17 protein-coding genes are annotated in these 20,111 nt (G+C 73.9%); 12 read left to right on the top strand and 5 right to left on the bottom strand.

The annotated features are described in order from the left end of the window. Positions 1-52 precede the first annotated feature (52 nt). Both AB0J67_RS16070 and AB0J67_RS16065 read right to left on the bottom strand, forming a co-directional pair. Positions 53-1,168 carry a hypothetical protein gene (locus AB0J67_RS16070; RefSeq protein WP_363482425.1) on the bottom strand — a complete coding sequence of 372 codons (1,116 nt, stop codon included), beginning with the start codon at positions 1,166-1,168 and terminating at the stop codon, positions 53-55. After that, entirely contained in the window at positions 1,156-7,557 is a 6,402-nt protein-coding gene (locus AB0J67_RS16065; RefSeq protein WP_363482422.1) for a toxin glutamine deamidase domain-containing protein, read from the bottom strand. Before AB0J67_RS16065 ends, AB0J67_RS16070 begins: the two co-directional genes overlap by 13 nt. Before the next feature lie 104 nt (positions 7,558-7,661). On the opposite strand from AB0J67_RS16065, the gene AB0J67_RS16060 reads away from it, so the two are divergent. Continuing rightward, complete coding sequence (locus AB0J67_RS16060) at positions 7,662-8,885, top strand: SUKH-3 domain-containing protein (RefSeq protein ID WP_363482419.1); 1,224 nt, start codon at positions 7,662-7,664, stop codon at positions 8,883-8,885. Positions 8,886-8,933: 48 nt separating this feature from the next. On the opposite strand, the gene AB0J67_RS16055 is transcribed toward AB0J67_RS16060, so the two are convergent. Beyond that, on the bottom strand, positions 8,934-9,788 hold the full coding sequence (locus AB0J67_RS16055) for a hypothetical protein (protein ID WP_363482416.1): 855 nt from the start codon (positions 9,786-9,788) through the stop codon (positions 8,934-8,936). Positions 9,789-9,970: 182 nt separating this feature from the next. On the opposite strand from AB0J67_RS16055, the gene AB0J67_RS16050 reads away from it, so the two are divergent. From AB0J67_RS16050 to der, 7 genes are all read left to right on the top strand, one after another. Continuing rightward, complete coding sequence (locus AB0J67_RS16050) at positions 9,971-10,702, top strand: hypothetical protein (protein ID WP_363482413.1); 732 nt, start codon at positions 9,971-9,973, stop codon at positions 10,700-10,702. Positions 10,703-10,764: 62 nt separating this feature from the next. After that, positions 10,765-11,352: an NUDIX domain-containing protein gene (locus AB0J67_RS16045; protein ID WP_363482410.1), complete on the top strand. Its 588-nt coding sequence runs from the start codon at positions 10,765-10,767 to the stop codon at positions 11,350-11,352. Between the two features lie 3 nt (positions 11,353-11,355). Beyond that, on the top strand, positions 11,356-12,081 hold the full coding sequence (locus AB0J67_RS16040; RefSeq protein ID WP_363482407.1) for an endonuclease V: 726 nt from the start codon (positions 11,356-11,358) through the stop codon (positions 12,079-12,081). Continuing rightward, entirely contained in the window at positions 12,065-12,484 is a 420-nt protein-coding gene (locus tag AB0J67_RS16035; RefSeq protein WP_363482404.1) for a YbaB/EbfC family nucleoid-associated protein, read from the top strand. Before AB0J67_RS16040 ends, AB0J67_RS16035 begins: the two co-directional genes overlap by 17 nt. After that, on the top strand, positions 12,481-12,825 hold the full coding sequence (locus AB0J67_RS16030) for a hypothetical protein (protein WP_363482401.1): 345 nt from the start codon (positions 12,481-12,483) through the stop codon (positions 12,823-12,825). The genes AB0J67_RS16035 and AB0J67_RS16030 overlap by 4 nt, the downstream gene beginning before the upstream one ends. Positions 12,826-12,945: 120 nt before the next feature. Further along, positions 12,946-13,614, top strand: coding sequence for a (d)CMP kinase (cmk, locus tag AB0J67_RS16025; protein ID WP_363482398.1), 669 nt, complete (start codon positions 12,946-12,948; stop codon positions 13,612-13,614). 76 nt (positions 13,615-13,690) lie between these two features. Beyond that, a complete protein-coding gene (gene der, locus AB0J67_RS16020; protein WP_363482395.1) occupies positions 13,691-15,112 on the top strand; it encodes a ribosome biogenesis GTPase Der in 1,422 nt (473 codons plus the stop codon). A 71-nt stretch (positions 15,113-15,183) separates the two neighbouring features. On the opposite strand, the gene AB0J67_RS16015 is transcribed toward der, so the two are convergent. Beyond that, on the bottom strand, positions 15,184-15,396 hold the full coding sequence (locus AB0J67_RS16015) for a heavy-metal-associated domain-containing protein (protein ID WP_363482392.1): 213 nt from the start codon (positions 15,394-15,396) through the stop codon (positions 15,184-15,186). Between the two features lie 86 nt (positions 15,397-15,482). On the opposite strand from AB0J67_RS16015, the gene AB0J67_RS16010 reads away from it, so the two are divergent. The 4 genes from AB0J67_RS16010 to mscL all read left to right on the top strand — a co-directional run bounded on the left by AB0J67_RS16010 (position 15,483) and on the right by mscL (position 18,691). Further along, positions 15,483-16,568, top strand: coding sequence for a type III polyketide synthase (locus AB0J67_RS16010; RefSeq protein ID WP_363482389.1), 1,086 nt, complete (start codon positions 15,483-15,485; stop codon positions 16,566-16,568). A 4-nt stretch (positions 16,569-16,572) separates the two neighbouring features. Next, positions 16,573-17,085 (top strand): isoprenylcysteine carboxyl methyltransferase family protein, encoded by a 513-nt coding sequence (locus AB0J67_RS16005; RefSeq protein WP_363482386.1) that lies wholly within the window; start codon positions 16,573-16,575, stop codon positions 17,083-17,085. 78 nt (positions 17,086-17,163) lie between these two features. After that, positions 17,164-18,195: an NAD(P)/FAD-dependent oxidoreductase gene (locus tag AB0J67_RS16000; protein ID WP_363482383.1), complete on the top strand. Its 1,032-nt coding sequence runs from the start codon at positions 17,164-17,166 to the stop codon at positions 18,193-18,195. Between the two features lie 61 nt (positions 18,196-18,256). Beyond that, the gene (gene mscL, locus AB0J67_RS15995; protein WP_363482380.1) at positions 18,257-18,691 is read left to right on the top strand and encodes a large conductance mechanosensitive channel protein MscL; all 435 of its coding nucleotides are present in this window, start codon (positions 18,257-18,259) and stop codon (positions 18,689-18,691) included. Here mscL and AB0J67_RS15990 read toward each other — a convergent pair. Beyond that, positions 18,692-20,111, bottom strand: a 1,420-nt coding sequence (locus AB0J67_RS15990; RefSeq protein ID WP_363482377.1) for a PQQ-binding-like beta-propeller repeat protein, incomplete at its 5' end; no start/stop codon positions are given.

Genomic DNA, 20,111 nt, shown 5'->3' with positions numbered 1-20,111 from the left:
CACCCGGGGCCGACAGGCGCGGTGCCGAGCGCCGTGACGGCGTCGGAGCGGATCAGGCCGGTAGGGCGTACAGCTTGCCGCCCGCTGCGGCGACGACGATGCCGTCGGTCAGGGCGAGCGGGCCCAGCGTGATGATGCCCGGGGCGTACCAGGTCCAGCGGGTGGTGCCATCCGGCTCCAGGCAGCGCACGAACGTCTCGTGCCATAGCGTTTTGAGCCAGTGGTACGTGTCCCAGCGCCGCTGCGTGGGAGTGCTCGACACGAGCAGGCTGCCGCCCGCGCCCGGCCGCAACCGGGTCGGCGCGACGCCCAGCTCGTGCGTCCAGACGACCCCGTCGCCTTCGATCATCCAGACCGTGTACGTGAACACGCGCTGCTCCTGCCGATGCGGCCCCTGCATGGCGAGCCTCGTCGGAACACCCTCGCCGGCCAGCACGGCGAGCGGGGGCCGCACCTGCCTGGTCGTGATGTGAGAGGTGGACCGGCCGAACTCGTCGATCAGGTAGTAGCCGCCGCCGTCCGACCAGTCCCAGCGGGTCAGCAGCCGGTCGCCGTCGTAGTCGAGCAGGTCGGTGACGTCGTCGTGTTTCCTCGCGGGGGGCACCGCGGCCGGATCGGGGTCGGTGAGCCACAGGTGCGGCCAGGTGACCCAGCGCAGCCGGCCGTCCCGGTCGTAGGCGTGCAAGCGGGAGTCCACGTCGGTGACGACCAGGTCGCCGAGGAGCTTGAGACGGCGGGCGTCGCTGAGGTGGGGCATGGCCACGGTCCATCGCGCGTCCCCGTCTGCGGTGGCGCTCCGCAGTCTGCCCTCGCCCACGCGGGGGACCTCGCGGAAGACGAAGCCGCCCCACGGGTCGAAGTCGAGCGAGTACACGTCCGGGCCTATCGGGAAGGAGCTGACGGGTAGCCCGGTCGCGAGGCTACGCGTGACGATGTGCCCGTCCTCGATGCGGTGGATGTGCCCGTCGCGAACCAGGGGTTCCCGGCTGTAGTAGTAGGGCACCTCATGCGACCAGCGCAGCCGTCCGTCGACGGTGATCGCGGCGATCGCTGTCTCGGTCGCGATGAGGCACCCGCCGGCTCCGTCCTGGTAGAGCGACCCGTTCTCGAACGGCAGCTCCACCGACCAGACCGGCGTCGTGTCAGAGGCGACGATCACCTGTTCCATTTCAGCACCTCCAGCAACGGGCCGAGCTTCGACTCCAGCATCGCCTGCAACAACTCATTGCGCCGAGGCGCGTCGTGGGGCACCCGGTAGGGCACCTCCTTGAGGACGTGTACCGCGCCGCGCACGCCGAACAGTCGCATCAGAGCCGGGTCCGGCTCGGGACCGCCGGTGTCGCGGTACGCGTTCCAGAAGGTCCTGCGCAGATGGGCCAGCTCCTCTGGCTTGAGCCCGAGGTCCACGCCGAAGTCCTGCAGTTTGACGTCGAAGTAGGCCAGGTCACGCTCGGCGGCGCCGATCGGACCACCGGTCTCGTCCATGGAGTGGTGGAGCATGGGGAGGTCGATGATCGTCACGCCCTGCTGCGGATGCCAGAAGAAGTTGCCCGGGTGCGCGTCCCCATGGGCCAGGGCGGCTCGTCCACGCACACCATCGGCAGCCGTTATCACCTCATCGATTCGGCTGGTCAGCACATCCAGGTCCACTGTCATACCGGGCAGTGCGCGCAGAGTGTCGACGACCTGGCCGGTCCATTTCCGGATGACGGCCACGTGCCGTTCTACGAATGCGCGCGCGACCGCGCCGCCCGAGCCTTCGGCGGTGGTATGCAGGTCGGCGAGCGCGGCGCCCACACCGGCGACGGAGCGTTCGAGGTCGACGAACGAGTCCGTCCAGGACGCGCCGGAGGATGTGCCTACCTCACCGAGCAGGTCGTCAAGCGGCCTGCCGGCGGCGAGCGCCGAGACGACGACACCCTGCCGCTGCTGCGTGACGGCGATGCCGAGCGGTTCCGCGGTGTGGAAGCGGCGGAACTCGCCGGAACGCAGGCGGTGCAGTGCCGAAAGCTCGCGAGCGAACTCCTCGGCATCCGGGAAGATCTTGACCACGCCGACCGGGTTGCCGTCCGCATCGTTCGCGAGCATCACCGGCGCGCCGGACAGGCCCTTCGCACCGGTGGAGCCGGTGATCTCGGCGACGGTGACGGGACCGCCGAGCCTCGCTGAGGTGTAGGCGGCGATCGGGGCCGGCTGATCGGCTCCGGCCGAAAGCGTCGGTGCCGTGACGAGCAGCGAGTCGACGGCCCCGTCGGCGATGTTGCCTCCGTCCGCGCGTCCCGAGGCAGCGCTTTCCAACGTCATGCGGACCTCCTCGGCGTATCCGCTGGGCGTCTCGCGGGCACGGACGTCGTCGGGGGGATTTGGCAGTCCGTCGGCGGGTGCGGTGCGCCCCGCTTCCATCCGGCGGATGGTGTCGCGGGCGGTGACGGCCCGCTCGATCGCCGTGCGCAGCGAGCCCACCTCCTGCGCGTCCAGCCCCAGCAGGCGCAGCTCCTGCCCGGCCTGCCGCCGCGGCTCGGTCTCGGTCAGCAACTGCTTGACGTGCGCCGCCACCGCCTGCGGCCGGTCGGCAGCGGCGGTCTCGTACGCCGCCGCCAGCCGCGCCGCCGTCCCGGTGCTCGCGGGCGCGTCGGTGTGGTGCCCGCCCTCGCGGTAGGCGGCGGCCGCCTCCGGCCGCAGCACTCCGGCGAGCGCGTGCTGGATGGCGTCCCACTTGCGCGCGGCCGCCTCGATGTCGCCGGGGACGGTCCGCAGCCACCGCTCGGCCTGGTCGGCGCAGTACCGGCTGTCCGCCCACTGCGCCGGGGTCCACGGCGTCCACGCGCTGTCGAGCAGCGACCAGTCCCGGCCCAGCCGGTGCGGCCAGAGGTCCACCTCGCCGGCGGCGAGCCGCACGACCCGGTCGGACACCGCCGACACGGTCGCCGGGTGGTACACCGCGACGGGCGGGGTGAGCCGGTCGGCCGGATCGGGCAGGTCCGGCCCGAACTCGACCCGGTGGATGGTGGCCAGCGGGGCCCGCAGCGGCCCGGTGTGCGGCGTGAACTCCGTGCGCGGCCGTCCCGAGTCGAAGGCCTGCGGCTGCCCGTCCTCGCCGAGCACGGCTTGGCGCTGCCCGTACTCCCAGGTGTCCCAGTAGAGCTGCCAGCGCACGCCCTTGTCGCCGACGTGCTCGCGACCCTGGAAGTACACCGTCGGCACGCCGAGCGCGATCGCGGTCTCCAGCGCGCCGCTCTCCATGCCGATCTGGACCACGTCGCGCCTGCTGTCCAGGTGGTGCAGGAACAGCGCCTGCTCACCCTGGCCGAGGGCGTGCCCGCCGTGGCGGTCGGCGGCCCAGAAGCGGCGCAGCGTCTCGGTGTCGACGCCGTCGAGCGCGCCCTCGGCCTCGTACGCCGCCCGCAGCTCCGGTCGCCCGTCGAACAGGTCGTCACCGATGAGCAGGATGCGCCGCCCCGGGTCGGCCTCGCGCAGCAGCGCCACGGTCTGGCGCAGCAGCTCCGGCTTGGTGTCCATGAACGCGCCCATCGGCACCCGGGTGCGGCGCACCCACAGCAGCGCGTAGCTCGCCGGCTGCCCGTCGGGCTCGTGCCGGGCGATGACCTGCTCGGCCAGGGCCCGCGCGCGGGCGTCGCGGCGCTCGCCCCGCTCGCCCTCGCCGCGCATGGCGGCGACCATGGCAGCCCGCGCGGCCGTGCCGCTCTCCCGGACGTGCGGCAGCGCGACCAGGTGGGCGCGGCGGAACTTGCTGGTCGTGTAGTGCACGTCGCGCGGCTGGTCGTCGTGGCACAACCGGATCCGGTCCGGCGCGACGCCGAACTCGCCGATCAGCCGCTCGCGCATGTCCAGCGCCCCCTGCAGCGGGCGCACCTGCATGTCGATCGCGTCCGAGGCCAGCTCGGCCGGGTCCACGTCGACCGTCGAGCGGCCGGACAGCGACCGCCACAGCACGGCCTTGTCGGCGAGGTCGCGGGTCATGCCCTCGGGCATCGGCCCGGCGTGGGCCAGGTACGGGTCGGACGGGTCGTCGCGGTACTGCGTGAAGAACTGGTCGGGCTCGTACGCGATCTCGATGGTGGCCGCGGAGTCCAGCATCAGCGCGGTGGCGTGCACGAACAGCTCGCCGCTCTGCCACTCGTAGCAGCGCAGGTTCTTGGTGTCCAGGTCGCCGCCGACGTGGGACGGGGCGGGTGCCACCTCGCGGAACAGCTCCTCACGCAGGTGGTGCAGCTTCTGGTCGACGGTCAGGTCGTCGCGCGCCTTCAGCTCGGCGACCAGCTCGTCGAGGCGGCCGCCGGCCAGCTCGTCCCAGGCCGCGACCTGCTCCGGGGTCGCGTACACGTCGGACGGGCGCTGGCGGCCGGTGGCCTCGACCTCGCTGACGCCCGGTTCGGCCGGCGCGTCGTCCGGCGCCGACCAGTTGCCCCAGGGCAGGCCGAGGTCGACCGGGTAGCCGTCAGACCCCAGCAACAGCGCGTCCATGCGCAGCGGCGCCGGGCTGAACCTCCGCTTGACCGGGTCCTCGGTGTCCTGCGCGTCGACGTACAGGACCTCGCCGTGCTGGTTGTGCACGGTGATGGCGTGGGAGGCGCCGCTCGGGTGCTCGTAGACGAGCACCGCGACGGCGCCGTGGCCCTGCTGCCGCAGCGCGTTCTCCAGCGTGCGGATCGCCTCCCGGCGGGCGATCCAGGACTCGGTGTCGGTGCTGCCGCGCTGGTCGGCCAGGAGGCTGCCGAACCGCCCGCCGACCGCCTGCTCGATCCGCAGCGCGCCGCCCGGCTCGCCGCCGAGCGGGTTCAGGTGCGGCGTGAAGGCGTCGGTGACGCGTGGCGCGGCGACGCGCGGCCGGCCGTGCAGCCAGGTGTCGATGACGGAGAGGACCACGTCGGTGCAGTTGATGGCACGTCCCGGGTCGGCCTTCGCGCCGCCGTCGTTGGCCAGGCGCGGCCACCGTCCGAACAGGTCGCTGAACCGGCGCGGCCGACCGTCCTCGTCACGTTCCACGGCCAGCTCGACGTCCTGCTGATGCAGGGACAGGGGCATGCGGTATCCGCCTGGCTTGCCGTAGACGCGACTGGCCTCGACGGGGTGCGGCCAGCGCTGGCCGGTGGCCAGCGACCGGTAGTCGAGGTCGTTGACCGCGCCGTCGGTCAGGTCGAACATGGCGTGCTCACGCGTGCCGTAGCGCAGTTCCTGGAACTCCTGGTAGTCGGCGGCGCTGAGCTCGCTGCGCAACGGGTCCTCGATCGGACCGCAGCGAAGGTCGGTCAGCCGGGCCTGCGCCAGGGAGAGACCGTGCTGGTAGTGCTGCTGCTCGGCGGCGGTGATGTAGCCGCGCTGCAGCTGCGCCGAGCAGTCGTCCGCCCGGCTGCGATATCTGCCCTGCAACTTTGCGGAGAGCGGATCGAACAGGTCGCGCATGTGGTTGATCCGGTCGAACTCGGTATACCGCTGGTAGCGGTCGCGCTCGTCCGGATCGTCGGTGACCCGGGGGCGGAAGAGTGCGGAAGCCGGGGTTGCGGGAGACCAGTCCGGCGGGATGCGGTCGGACACCTGCGCACCCCGCCCGGGACCGACGGCGACGAAGGCCGCTACGCCGTCTTCGCGGTCGGGGTCGTCGTGCGGCGGGTGCGCGGTCGGGGCCGCCGGGTGCGCAGCCGAGTTTGCCGGGGAGTACGGCAGCCACGTCGCGCGGTCGTCGCCGAAGTCCGGTGTCGGCGTGGTGGCCGGGCGGGTCGGCGTCGGAGGGAGCGCGTGCGGCACAGCCCCGCCGGACGCCTGCGCGCCGTGCGGGAACCCGGCCGACGCACCCGTCGACGGCGGCTGGACACCGCCCGAGGCAGGTGCCGGGTGGGCGGTCCCGTCGTCGATCGCCGGTGCGGTCAGGTGTGGCGCGACCGTGGTGTCCGGCCGGTCGAGCACGGCACCGGCCGTCGCCGAGCCGAGAGCCGCCGACGGCTCCGCGGCCGGGTCGAACGGCGTGAAGTCGCTCGGCGGGGCGGCGTGGGGGTCGAACGGCGTGAAGTCGGCGGGCCACTGCTGCGCGGACGGCGAACCGTGGTGCCGGTCGTCGAACGGCAGTCCGCCCGGGTCGGTGGGAGCATCCGTCACCGCCGTCCCGGCGCTGACGGCGGTGGCATCCGGCGCGGCGATGGACGCGTCGGCGCTCACCGTCGCCGGCCCGCCGTCCGGGCCGCCGAACGCGGCGAGGCCGAGCGGGCCGGCCGTGTCCACCGAGGCGGCCGCGGTGGCAAGCGGTGCGCCGTCGCCGAGCGGCCCCGCCGAAGTGGACACCAGTGCGTCAGGGGTGGTGCCGAGTGGTCCCGCTGAGGTGGACGCCGGCGCGTCGGCTCCGGCACCGAGCGGGCCCGCCGACCCGGATGCCGCGGGGTCCGTGCCGTCGCCGAGTGCGCTGAGCGGCCCGGGCAAGGCGGTGCCGTCGCCGACAGCGGTCACGGACGGCGGACCGTCGCCGGGGGGGAACGCGCCCGGGTCGCCGCCCCCCTCCATCGCGCCGGACAGCTTCAGCTCAGCGCCGTGCAGGCGGCCGTCGACGAGGGCGCGGGTGTCGCCGGTGACCGACCCGGTGGTGGCGGAGGTGGCGGCCATGCCCAGCGCCTGCGCGCTGATGTCCTGGCCGGTGACCAGGTTGACGCTCACCTCGGCGAGGATCTCGCCGCTCGCGCCGCGCAGCGCGTGCTCGCCGAAGCGGCCCAGCGTGCCCTGCGCGTGGGTCTTGCCGAGTGAGGTGACGCCGCTGATGCCCCCGCCCAGCGCGCCGAGGCCGGTGTCCAGCGCCAGGTCGGCCCCGTCGAGCCCGCTGCGGTTACCCTCGGACACCTGGTAGAGCTGGGTGCCCAGCGAGGTGGCGCCCTCCTGCAGGCCCTCCTCGATGGCCTCACCGCCGAGCTGCCGTACCACCTTGGATTTGATCTTGTCTTTGACCGCGTCCTCGATGCGGTCCTTGAGCTTGTCCTTGAGGCCCTTCTTGGCCGCCCGTTCCAGCAGCTCCTTGGCGGCGCGGCGGAGCGCCTGCTGGATGGCGAAGCGGGTGGCGTACATGGCGGGCGCCGCACCGGCCATCGAGGCGCCCAGCGTGACGGCGGCCGCCGCGGCCAGCGCGATCAGCTCGATGAGCAGCAGTCCGAGCTCCACGTAGAACTCGATCTTCACGCCCTCGATCTGGTTGGCCCCGGCGTCGACCTGCGTGCCGAAGTCGTCGAGCAGGTCGACGACCATGGCCAGCACGGCCTCCTGGCCGGCCGCGTCGTGCCCGCTGCCCACCTGCGACCACAGCGCCAGGATGGCGGCGGCGACCCGGCCGTCCGGCCCGCCCATGGCGGCGACCGCGGCGAGCACCGCGTCGTCGGCCTCGTCGAGCAGCGGCCCCATCTGCCGGGACGCGGCATACCAGTCGTCGGCGAGCTCGCGCAGCGCGGCCTCGTCGCCGTCGGGCCAGTCGATGCCGACCACCCACTCCAGGGCGGTGCGCATCCAGTCGGGCGCGTCGAAGTAGCTCAGCGGATGCGGGATCGGTGACGGCAGAAGCGGCATGGTGGCAGTCCCTCCCCAGGTGACCGACGAAACCATAACCGTCACCGTCCACACGCACCAGACACGAGCCATTACTGTGGATAACCGACCCTGGGGAGGGAAGAATGGCGACGATCGAAGACGCGTTCGCGCTGGCCGAGCAGTATGCGGTGGACGCCACGCTGCAGGCCCGACGGCCGTACCGGGCGATGGTGCGGGAGTTCGCGCACGGCTGGTGCGTGTGGACGGAGCCGGAACGCTTCGACGGCCCGCCGGCGCCGATCGGCTCCGGCGCGGCGACGGTGCTGGACCGCGAGACCGGGCTGCTGGCGTTCTATCCGGCCTGGTCCACCGAGCAGATCATGGAGAGCTACCGGCCGCGTTCGGCCACCCACCGCAACTGGCCGCCGATGCCCCGGCGTGCCGACGTGACGCACCTGCTGCCGGGGCCGGCCCGCATCGCGATGGCGCTGACCAAGGACAACGTGACGATCCAGGTGGCCTCGGCCCGCGGGGACGCCGAGCCGGTGCACCATCCGCTGGTGAGCCGGTGGCTCGCCGCCCAGCCCGCCGGGGAGCTGGTCCGCGGCGCGCACCGGCACGCGGACATGGTGCTGCTGTCGGAGGTGTTCCGGCGGGCCGAACGGGCCGGGCTGACCGAGACCGCGCAGGTGTGGGACTGGCTGTTCGATCCGCGGCCGGTCAGCTATTTCCTGACCACGCACGTGCCGCGCGGCCACAGCCTGCACCAGTTGTGCTGCATGACCTGCCAGGACGCCTGGCGGTTCTTCGGCAGCAAGGTGCACCCCTGGAAACCGGTGAGCCCGAAGGAGGGTCCGCTGGTGCGGGCCCCGGAGCCCGGGCGGTTCCCGCCGCAGGTGGAGGACATCCTCGTGCGCGCGGGCTGGGACGGCCATCCCGCCGACCCGGCCGCTCGCGCCCCCGGCTGGGTCCAGCGCATCGAGGAGTACATCGGCGGTCCGCTGGACGCCGCGGCGACCGAGGCGGCGGTCGGGGTGCTGTCCCGCTACATCCATCTGCGCGTGGACACGGTCGGGCCGGGTCTGCAGTGCCGCCGCCACTGGTTCGCGATCGGCTGCGCCGACGTCAGTCTCGTGCCGAGGATGCAGGCGTGCGGAGGGCGGCTCGGCGAGCCGGTCTTCCCCATCGGCGAGGTGCGCGACTGCCTCGGCGACATCGTGGTCACGGCGAGCGGCCGGATCTTCCTGATCGACCAGGCCGGCGACTGGTACCTGGGCGCCGACATCGACGAGGCGCTGGTGACGCTGATCGAGGGCCGGATGCCGCGACGGCTGCGGGAGGACGGCTCGCTCGGCGACCCGGCCTGAGACGGACGCCGCCGGGTGGGGCGCGGTGCGCGCCCCACCCGGCGGTGCTCAGCTCAGCAGCGCCTCGACGATCTCGGTCGCATCGTCCTCGTGCTTGGCGTAGGCGTCGGGGTAGGCCGAGATCTGCACGGACTGGGCGGCCCGCGTCAGCGGCATGTCCTCCCACCCGTCGATCTCGACCAGCCTGCGGTAGAACGCGCCCGCGGCGTACGACGGCTGCATGATCTCCTTGACGGAGCCCCAGCTGCCGCTGGCGCGCTGCTGGAACAGGCCGATGGAGTCGTGGTCCGAGCCGGTGCCCTGGTGGGGGTAGTCGAGCGAGTCGGGGACGACGTGGCTGGCCAGGTTGTAGAGCCGGCTCTCCTGCATCGCCGTGGCGACGCCGACGATCATCGCCCACTTGCCCAGGCCCATGGACTGGGCCTTCTTGGCGATGGCCGCCGCGTTGTTCATCTGGCGCTGGTCCAGGCCGGCCACCGGCTTGACGATCTTCACCGTCGGCTTGGGCTTCGGCTTGGGCTTCGGCTTGACGGGCTTGGGCTTCGGCTTGGCCGGGGCGAACTTCTCGGCCCGCAGCGTCGGCACCCGGTGCAGCAGCGAGCTGCTGATGGTGTCGGTGACCGAGGCCAGGGCGGGGGAGGCGGCGACCGGCGGCAGCAGCCCGGCCGCGGTCGGCGGCTCGACGACGTCCGTCCGACCGGCGCCGGACAGCACGGCGAAGGCGCCGACGCCGGCCAGCGCGGCCGTGGTGAGCAGCGGTCCGAGGAGCCGCTGCGCCCGGGAGGAGGCGCGGCGGTGGCGGTGCTGCCGCGGTCCTTCCAGACGGTGCCGGCCGGTGGTGGGGGTGCCGGCGGCGCGTGCGGTGCGGAGTTGGTGCTGGTGCTGGGGGTCTTGCGGGGGCATTCGCCGATATTAGGAAGGCATAAGCCCAGGTAAAAGGGGGTGCTACCAGATTTCTCCCAGGCTTGGAGCGATTTGGTCCGAATTATTGGAGCTTGTTCCCAAGATTGTTTCTGACCTGGGCTTTCGTGAGCCACTTTCGGGTACGGATGCGGCGGTGGGACCGGCTCGGTACAGTGCCGCGAGTGACCGACACCCCCGCTTCACCGCTGCCTCCGCCGGTCGATCCGTGGGAGGGCCGGGACGGGCACACCTTCACTCTCGGCATGGCCGCCATTCCGGCGCGGGCGTCGGCCGAGCAGCACGCCGAGCCGCCGCGCGAGCCGCAGGTCGTCTATGTCGAGCGGCCCCGCCGCCGGCGCTGGCCGTGGGTGCTGGGCGTGCTGACCGCGCTGAGCCTGGGCTGCTGCGGGGTGCTGGCCGCGGTCACCGCGCCGATGCGCGCGCAGTACCCGGTGCGGGCCGAGCTCGGCGCGACCGTCGCCGGGCTGGTGCGCGACGACAGCCCCGAGGTGCGCAGGGCCGCCGACGAGCTCCTCGCGAAGATCCACAAGGAGCAGGACGTACGCGACGCCGCGGTGGCCAAGCTCGACGACCCGAAGGCCCCGGGCAGGCGGCCGCTCGTGCTGATCGTGGCCACCCGGTTCATCCTCGACCCGGGCGGCGAGCTGGACCGGGCGCTCGACGGGGTGGGCCGGACCCGGCTCACCGACCGGCGCGGCTACGCGGCGGGGCCGCGCGGTGGGCACCTGCGCTGCGGGAAGACCAAGGACACCGGCAGCGGCGAGGCGGTGGTGGCATGCGCGTGGATCGACCACGGCAGCCTCGGCGTCGGCCTGTTCTACGGCGGCCGGTCCATGGACGACAGCGCCGCGCTGCTGCGGCGTGTCCGGGACGCCGTGCTGGTCAAGGGCTAGCGCGACGGAGTTGTCCACAGGGCGTCGCCCGGTGGGAGCCTTCGCGCACTAGCATCGGCCGGGTGAGCGAGACCCTGCGGACCGACCTGGTGCCCCCGCCCATCGACGACACCGCGGCGCTGCACGCCGACGCGGTGCGCCTGCTGGCCGGGTGGCGGCCGCCCGCCGGCGCCCACGACGACTGGACGCGGACGACGGCGCTGCTGGCGCAGGGTCCGCAGGTGATGGGCAAGCCGCACCCGGGCGCCCACGTCACCGCGAGCGCCGTCATCGTGTCGCACGACCGGTCGCGGGTGCTGCTCTGCCTGCACGGCAAGCACAACATATGGTGCCAGGTCGGCGGGCACTGCGAGCCGGAGGACGCCACGCTCGCCGCCGCCGCGCTGCGCGAGGCGACCGAGGAGAGCGGCATCGCGGGGCTGGTCGTGGACCCGGTGCCGGTCGACGTGGACGTGCACCACGTGACCTGCGCCGGGCGGCCGAGCCTGCACCACGACGTGATCTTCGTGGTGTACGCCCCCGAGGGCGCCGTCGAGCAGGTCAGCGAGGAGTCGCACGAGCTGGGCTGGTTCGTGCCGGCGGCGCTGCCCAGCCCGCTGGGCACCGACACCGACCGCGTGGTGCGCAGCGCGATGGCCCGGCTGGGCTGACCGATGCTGGTGCCGCACGATCCGTGGCCGGCCGACGAGGCCGAGGCGCTGGCGCAGCAGCAGGCGCTGCGGGCCCGGGTCGACCTGCCCGGACCGCCGGTCACCGCGCGGACCGCGGTCGGGCTCGACGTCTCCTACGGGGAGACCGGCCGGGCCGTCGCCGCCGCGGTCGTGCTCGACCTGGCCACGCTCGAAGTCGTCGACACGGCCACCGCAACGGGCACGGTGACCTTCCCGTACGTGCCGGGCCTGCTGGCGTTCCGGGAGCTGCCGCTGCTGGCCGAGGCGCTGGAGCGGCTGACCGCGACGCCCGACGTGCTGGTCTGCGACGGGTACGGCGTCGCGCACCCGCGCCGGTTCGGGCTGGCCTGTCACGTCGGCGTGCTCACCGGCCTGCCCAGCTTCGGGGTCGCCAAGACGCCGTTCCTCATCGCCGCCGAGCAGCCCGGGGCGGACCACGCGGCGCGGCGACAGCCGGAGATCGTGCCGGGCCCGCGCCGGGGCGACTGGGCGCCGCTGGCCGACGGCGCCGAGACGCTGGGCCGGGTGCTGCGGACCCAGGCCGGGGTGAAACCGGTGTTCGTCTCCGTCGGGCACCGCATCGACCTCGACACCGCGACCGCGCTGACGCTGACGCTGGCGGCGCGCTACCGGCTGCCGGAGACCACGCGCCACGCCGACCACCTCTCGCGCCGCCTGCTTGGAGGACTGGATGCCGCCCACCGTTGACCGCGACGCCAACGCCGCGCTGCGGGCCCGCTTCGACGAGGTCCACGCGCGCTACACCCACCTGCGCGAGAACGTGGGCGAGCTGCAGCGCCAGATCGAGGGCCTGGAGGTCTCGCTGGCCTCGGCCGACGGCATGGTCACCGTCGTCGTCGGCGCGCGGGGGCAGCTGCTGCGGCTGCGCCTGCACGAGCGGGCGTACGCCGCGCACCGGCCGGAGCGGCTCGCCGAGCTGATCACCCAGACCACCCGCCGGGCGGAGCAGGCCGCGGCCGAGGCAACGGCGGAGCTGGTGGCGCGGGTCGTGCCCGCCGAGACCGGGGTGCCCGACATGCTGCGCCGGCGAGACCTGGGCGCGCTGCTGCGCCGCCACGACGACACCATCGGTTACCAGGAGGAGCGATGACGGCACCCGGACCGGGGATCGACCTGGACGCCGTCGCGGCGATCGACGCGGCGCGGCGGCTGCACGTGGCCGGCGACGGCATGATCCGCGAGCGGGGGCTCAGCGGCGCCCGCATCGAGCAGGCCAACGCGCGGCGGCCGTGGGGCGACGACGAGCTCGGCCGGGCCTTCGCCAAGGAGTACGAGGGCGTCTCCGCGCAGGTGCTGAAGCTGTGGGGTGACGCGGCTCACCGTAGCGCGGCGCTCGCGGTCGACGTCGTCAAGGCCGTGGACCGGGTGCGGGGCGTGGACCAGCAGGCCGAGGCCGAGTTGCGCGCGGTCACGCGGATGGTCGAGGTGTGACGCCAGGGCCTCGTGTGGCCTGCGGGACGTGTCCTGCGCCGCCTTGCGACCCTCTGGGTGATCGGTGTCCGGACCGACCGGGCAGAATAGGAGCATCAACCTAGGGGCGGAGGATGGGTCGTGGCTGAGCTGCGGTGTGTGGTGGCGGTGGACGGGCCTTCGGGTTCGGGCAAGTCGACGGTCTCCCGTCGGCTGGCGCAGCGGCTGGACGCCCGCTACCTCGACACCGGCGCGATGTACCGGGCCGCGACCTGGGCCGTGCTGCAGGCGGGCGTCGACCTGGCGGACGCCGACGGCATCGCCAAGGTGATCGTGGACTGCGAGCTGATCATCACGACCGATCCCGGGCACCCCTCGATCAGCGTGAACGGCGACAACGTCGACGGCCCGATCCGCGGCGCCGAGGTGACCTCGGCCGTGTCCGCGGTGGCCGCCGTGCCGTTTGTACGGCAGGTGCTGGTCGCCCGCCAGCGCGCGATCATCGAGGAGTCCGCCCGCATCGTGGTCGAGGGGCGCGACATCGGCGCGGTGGTCGCACCCGACGCCGACCTCAAGGTCTACCTGACCGCCTCCTCCGCCGAGCGGGCCCGGCGCCGCAGCGCCGAGAACGCCGCCGACCACGCCGCGACCGAGGCCGACCTGGCCCGTCGCGACCACCTGGACTCCACCCGCAAGGTCAACCCGTTGCAGCAGGCCGCCGACGCGGTCGTGCTCGACTCGACCGAGCTGGGCATCGATGAGGTCGTCAGCGAGCTGTATCGCCTGGTGACGACGAGGAAGGCAGTATGAGCGAGCGCAGCGAGCGAATCATGGGCACAGTGCTCGTGGTGCCTCATGGCGGTTCCGAGCGGAGCGAGGAAGCGGCATGAGCACGGATAAATGGACGGAGCTGGAGGTCGTCGAGCAGCCCGTGCCGGAGGCACCCGGCGCCGGCAACGTGACCCCGCAGCCGGTCCTGGCGGTGGTGGGCCGCCCCAACGTGGGCAAGTCCACCCTCGTCAACCGCATCCTCGGGCGCCGCCAGGCGGTGGTCGAGGACATCCCCGGCGTGACCCGCGACCGGGTCGCGTACGACGCGATCTGGTCGGGCCGCAAGTTCACCGTGGTGGACACCGGCGGCTGGGAGCCCGACGCCAAGGACCGGGCCGCCGCCATCGCGGCGCAGGCCGAGGCGGCCATCGCCGCGGCCGACGTGGTGCTGTTCGTGGTCGACGCGACCGTGGGCGCCACCGACGACGACGCCGCCGCGGTCAAGATGCTGCGCCGCAGCTCCAAGCCGGTGCTGCTGGTGGCGAACAAGGCCGACAACCAGCGCGTCGAGTTCGAGGTGCACGACCTGTGGTCGCTCGGGCTGGGCCAGCCGATGCCCGTCTCGGCGCTGCACGGCCGCGGCTCCGGTGACCTGCTCGACGCCGTCCTGGCGGCGTTCCCGCAGCAGGCCCCGCTGGAGGACCACGTGCCGGGCCCGCGCGGCCCGCGCCGCGTGGCGCTGGTGGGCCGGCCCAACGTCGGCAAGTCCAGCCTGCTGAACCGGCTGGCCAAGGAGGAGCGCTCGGTCGTCGACTCGGTCGCCGGCACCACCGTCGATCCGGTCGACTCGCTCGTCCAGATCGGCGGCGAGACCTGGCAGTTCGTCGACACCGCCGGCCTGCGCAAGCGCGTCGGCAAGGCCAGCGGCACCGAGTACTTCGCCTCGCTGCGCACCGCCGCGGCGATCGAGGCGTCCGAGGTCACCGTGGTGCTGCTGGACGCCAGCGAGGTCATCAGCGAGCAGGACCAGCGGCTGCTGTCGATGGTCACCGAGGCGGGGCGCGGCGTCGTGCTCGCCTTCAACAAGTGGGACCTGGTCGACGGCGACCGGCGGCACTACCTGGACAAGGAGATCGAGCGCGAGCTCAAGCGCATCCCGTGGGCGCTGCGCGTCAACATCTCCGCGCTGACCGGGCGTGCCGTCGAGAAGCTCGCGCCGGCGCTGCGTACCGCGCTGGCCAGCTGGGAGAAGCGGATCCCGACCGGGCAGCTCAACCAGTGGCTGACCGCGCTGGTGCAGGCGACCCCGCACCCGGTGCGCGGCGGCCGCGCCCCGCGCATCATGTTCGCGACCCAGCCCAGCGTGTCGCCCCCGAAGTTCGTGCTGTTCACGACGCAGCCGCTGGACCCGGGCTACATCCGGTTCGTCGAGCGCAAGCTGCGCGAGGAGTTCGGCTTCGAGGGCAGCCCGATCGACATCTCGGTCAAGCCGCGCAAGGAGAAGGGCCCCGGCGGCCGGGGCAAGACGCACGGCTGACCCCCTTTTATGAGGGAAGCTCCGTTCCCGCTGCTCGCGCAGCGCGGACGGAGCTTCCCTCGTATGGGGGCTTACAGCAGCACGGTGCGGTAGCCGTGGGCCTCGATGGCGCGGGCCACGTCGCCGGTGGACAGGCGCGCCGGGTCGAACTCGACCTCGGTCCGTCCGCCGTGGACCGTGGTCCAGCTGCGGGTGACGCCCGGCAGCCGCGCCACCGTCTCGTCGATGAGCTGCGCACAGGACCCGCAGTGCATCCCGGACACGGCGAACGCGTGCTTGCTCATGCTTCACTCCCCGGTTTCGCGACAGGCTACGCGATGCCTAACGCCGGTTCGTGTGTAAGGGCACGCGCGGGCGGTACTGTCGGTACATGATTCACATCGATGTGTCGTCGGCGCCGCAGGTGTCGGCGGTGCGGCTGGCGTTTCCGGCGCACCGCTACCGCCAGGATGAGATCGTCGCCGAGTTCACCGCGATGTGCCTGCCCGGCGGGCATCCGGGGCGGGACGTGTTCGCCCGGTTCGGACGCACGACCGGCGTGCAGACCCGGCACCTGGCGCTGCCGCTGGACCAGTACGCCGGGCTGACCGGATTCACCCAGGCCAACGACGCGTTCATCGACGTGGCGCTGGAGCTGGGGGAGAGGGCGCTGCGCGACGCGCTGGACGCGGCCGGCGTACGCCCTGACGAGGTCGATCTCATCGCGACCACCAGCGTGACCGGGCTGGCGGTGCCCTCCCTCGACGCGCGGCTGGCGCCGCGGGCCGGGCTGCGCCCCGACGTGAAGCGGCTGCCGCTGTTCGGCCTGGGCTGCGTGGCCGGCGCGGCCGGGGTCGCCCGGCTGCACGACTACCTGCGCGCCCACCCCGGCCAGGTGGCGGTGCTGCTGGCGGTCGAGCTGTGCTCGCTGACCGTGCAGCAGGAGGACACCACCCACGCCAACCTGGTCGCGTCCAGCCTGTTCGGCGACGGCGCGGCCGCGGTCGTGATGGTCGGCGCCGACCGGGCCGGGACCGCACCGAGCCGGCCCCGGGTGCTGGCCACCCGCAGCCGGCTGTATCCCGACACGGAGCAGGTGATGGGCTGGCGCATCGGCTCCAGCGGGTTCCGGATCGTGCTGTCCAACGAGGTGGCCCCGATCGCCGAGAAGTTCCTCGGTGGCGACGTGCGCGACTTCCTCGACGACCACGGGCTGGCCCCGGCCGACGTCGCCACCTGGGTCTGCCACCCCGGCGGGCCGAAGGTCATCGACACCATCGAGCGGGTGCTCGACCTGCCCGACCACGCGCTGCTGCCGACCCGTCAGTCGCTGGCGGCCAGGGGCAACCTGTCCTCGGTGTCCGTGCTCGACGTGCTCCACGCGGCGATGGGCGACCCGCCGCCGCCTGACCGGCCCGGCCTCATGATCGCCATGGGGCCGGGGTTCTGCTCCGAACTCGTCCTGCTGAGGTGGTGAGGCGTTGCTCGCGTACACCCTGCTGATCCTGGCCGTGGCCGGTGAGCGCCTGGTGGAACTCGTGGTGTCCAAGCGCCACGCCCGCTGGGCGCTGGCCAACGGCGGCCGCGAGTACGGCCGGGGCCACTACCCGTACATGGTGGCCCTGCACACCGCGCTGCTGGCCGGGTGCCTGGCCGAGGTGTGGCTGCTGGACCGGCCGTTCGTCCCCGCGCTGGGCTGGAGCATGCTGGCGCTGGTGCTGGCGAGCCAGGCGCTGCGCTGGTGGTGCGTGGCCACCCTGGGCCGCCGCTGGAACACCCTGGTCATCGTGGTGCCGGGCCTGCCGCTGGTGGACCGCGGGCCGTACCGCTTCCTGCGCCACCCGAACTACCTGGCGGTGGTCGTGGAGGGGTTCGCGCTGCCGCTGGTGCACTCCGCCTGGCTGACCGCGCTGGCGTTCACCCTGCTCAACTTCGTCATGCTGGCGGTGCGGATCCGGGTGGAGGACGCCGCGCTGGCCGAGGCCGTGGCGTGACCGCCCGCCCCGGACGCGCGCGTGCATCACGCGGCCTGCCGCGGGTGGCGGCGTGAGCGCCAGGCCGTGGGCGGCGGCGTGAGCTACGACGCCGATCTGCTGGTCGCCGGTGGGGGACCGGCCGGGCTGGCGACCGCGCTGCTCGCGCGGCGGGCCGGGTTCAGCGTCGTGGTCGCCGAGCCCCGGCCGGGGCCGATCGACAAGGCGTGCGGCGAGGGGCTGCTGCCGGGCGGGCTGGCGCGGCTGCTGGAGCTGGGCGTCGACCCGGCGGGGGTGCCGTTGCACGGCATCGCCTACCGCGCGGGGCACCGGTCGGCCCGCGCCCGCTTCGCGGCCGGGCCGGGTCGCGGGGTCCGCCGCACCACCCTGCACGCGGCGCTGCGCGAGCGCGCCGCGCAGGCCGGCGTCGGCTGGGTGGCCGGGCGGGTCGCCGGGGTGCGGCAGGACGCGCACGGCGTCACCGCGGCGGGGGTACGCGCGCGCTGGCTGGTCGGCGCAGACGGCCTGCACTCGCGGGTACGCCGCGAGTCCGGCATCGCCTCGGCGGCGGGCCGCCCGGCGCGCTTCGGGCAGCGCCGGCACTACGCCGTCGCGCCCTGGTCGGACCTGGTCGAGGTGTGGTGGTCGCCGCTCGCGGAGGCGTACGTGACCCCGGTCGCGCCGGACCTGGTCGGCGTCGCGATCCTGCACCGGCGCGCCGGGCACGGGTACGACCGGCTGCTCGACGGCTTCCCCGAGCTGCGGGAGCGGCTGGCCGGGGCGGCGGCCGGGCCGGTGCGCGGCGCGGGCCCGCTGCGGCGCACGGTAGGGGCGCGGGTGCGGGGGCGGGTGCTGCTCGTCGGCGACGCGGCCGGCTACGAGGACGCGCTGACCGGGGAGGGGATCAGCCTCGCGCTCGACCAGGCGGAGGCCGCCGTGGCCGCCCTCGCCACCGGCGACCTCGCCGGGTACGAGTCTCAGTGGCGGCGGCGCACCCGCACCTACCGGCTGCTCACCCGAGGGCTGGTGCTGCTCACCGCGGCCCGCCCGGTGCGCGCCGCGGTGGTGCCGCTCTGCGTGGCGGTGCCGCCGCTGTTCCGCGGCGCGGTGAACACCCTTGCGGGCGGATAGGGGTTCACGTCACGGTGTCGCGCGGGTGGCGAGTCCGGTGGCCTCGGATACGGTGTGGGACATGCTGAACGGTTTCAAGAACTTCATCATGCGCGGAAACGTCGTCGACCTGGCGGTCGGTGTGGTCATCGGAGCGGCTTTCACGTCGCTCGTCGGTGCGTTCACCAAGTCGTTCCTGGAGCCCCTGATCCGGCTCATCGGCGCCGCGAAGAGCGAGACGCCGCTGGCCATCGACCTGGGCAACGCGGGCAGGATCGACTTCGGTGCGTTCCTGAGCGCGTGTCTGACGTTCGTGATGACCGCGGCAGTGGTCTACTTCCTGGTCGTGCTGCCGATGAACAAGCTGGCCGAGCGGCGCAACAAGGGCACCGAGCCGGAGCCGGCCCCGGTGACCGAGGACATCCGGCTGCTCACCGAGATCCGCGACGCGCTGGTCGCCGGGCGGGTGCCCGCGCAGGCCCTCCGCAAGGAAGCCGACCAGCCGGCCGAGCGCTGATCAGGGTCGGGGCTCCAGCGCGAAGGCGATGACGTCGCGTCGGTCGGGGAAGGGCTGCGGCACGAGGACGGCATACCCGACCGGGTGGCGCACCACCACCCGCTGCACGTCGCCCTCGCGCAACCCCCGCAGCTCCGCGTTCCACGGCGCCCGCCCGGCCTGGTCGATGGCGGCGACGGTGTCCGCGGCGATCGCGTAGACCAGCTTCCCGTCGGGTGCGGCGGCGAGCCGGGCGCCGCGCAGGTCCATGTTCCACGCCTGCTCGCCGTTGCCGAGGTGGAACCCGTAGATGCGGTCCGCGGCCAGCACCACCACGTCCCCGAGCAGCTCCACCCCGACGACGGGCCGCTCCCAGACCTTGCTCCACCGCACCGCGCCGTCGGCCAGGCCGAAGACCCGCAGGTCGTTGATGTCGCGGACGACGACCTCGGCCTTGCCGAGGCTGGCCTCGGCCCGCGCCCAGGCCGCGTCGGGCGGTCCGCCGCCCGGCGGGCCGTCGCCTCCAGGAGGGGGCGGCGGCGGGGGCTGGCCGCCGGGACCGTTCCCGCCGCCCTGCTTCGGGTCGGGCGGCAGCGGATACTGCACGCTCCACCGCTGCTGACCGGTCGCCGCCTCGCGCAGCGTGATCCAGACCGTGCCGTTCAGCTCCCGGCGGGTGACCAGCCAATCGGTGTTCGCGGCCAGGGGCGTCTCGCGCACCGGCTGCTGCCACACCTCGGCCCCCGCCCGGTTGAGCGCGCGCAGCTGCGGGCCGATAGGCGCGCTGACGTCGAGGAAGGCGCGGTCGGTCGCCAGCGCGACGTGCCGGACGGTGCCCCCGGCGTCGACGGCGAAACTCTTGCGGCCCGCGGCCGTCTCGATCCGCCAGACCTGCCGCCCGGCCGTGACGAGCACCGCCGGGCCCCAGTCGTGCAGCTCCGGCTGGTCGGCGACGAGCGGGATGCTCCACGCCTGCCCGCCGGTGGGCGGGTCGACGGCGAAGACCCGCGCGCCGTCCGTGCCGACCAGCCGGCCCGACTCCCCGACGACCAGGCGGTGCGGAGCGGCCACGGTGCCCGAGGGCACCTCCCACAGCACCCCGCCGGCCGCCGTGCCCGACGGTGACGGCGTGGGTGCCGCGCCGTTCGGGACGGGCTCGGTGGCGGCGGGCTCGCCGTCGCGCGACAGCGCCCAGGCGCCCCCGGCGGCCAGGCCCAGCAGGCCGAGCGCGGCACCGGCCAGGACCGGCCGGCGCTGCCACAGCTTCGGCGTGCCCCAGGTGGGCGCGGGTGCCACGGGCGGCAGCGGCTCGCCGGCCGGCCGGGCGATGCGGGGCTGGAACCAGCCGGGCACCGGCGTGGCCCGCTTGCCCACCCGCAGCGCCTGCTGCAGCAGCTCGTGCAGCACCCGCCCGGCCGCGTCGGCCTCGGTGGAGTGCTGG

The organism is Catellatospora sp. NPDC049609, from assembly GCF_040675365.1.
Lineage (GTDB): Bacteria > Actinomycetota > Actinomycetes > Mycobacteriales > Micromonosporaceae > Catellatospora.
The sequence above is the reverse complement of the archived record's forward strand: the minus strand, read 5'-3'. Positions and strand labels throughout refer to the sequence as shown.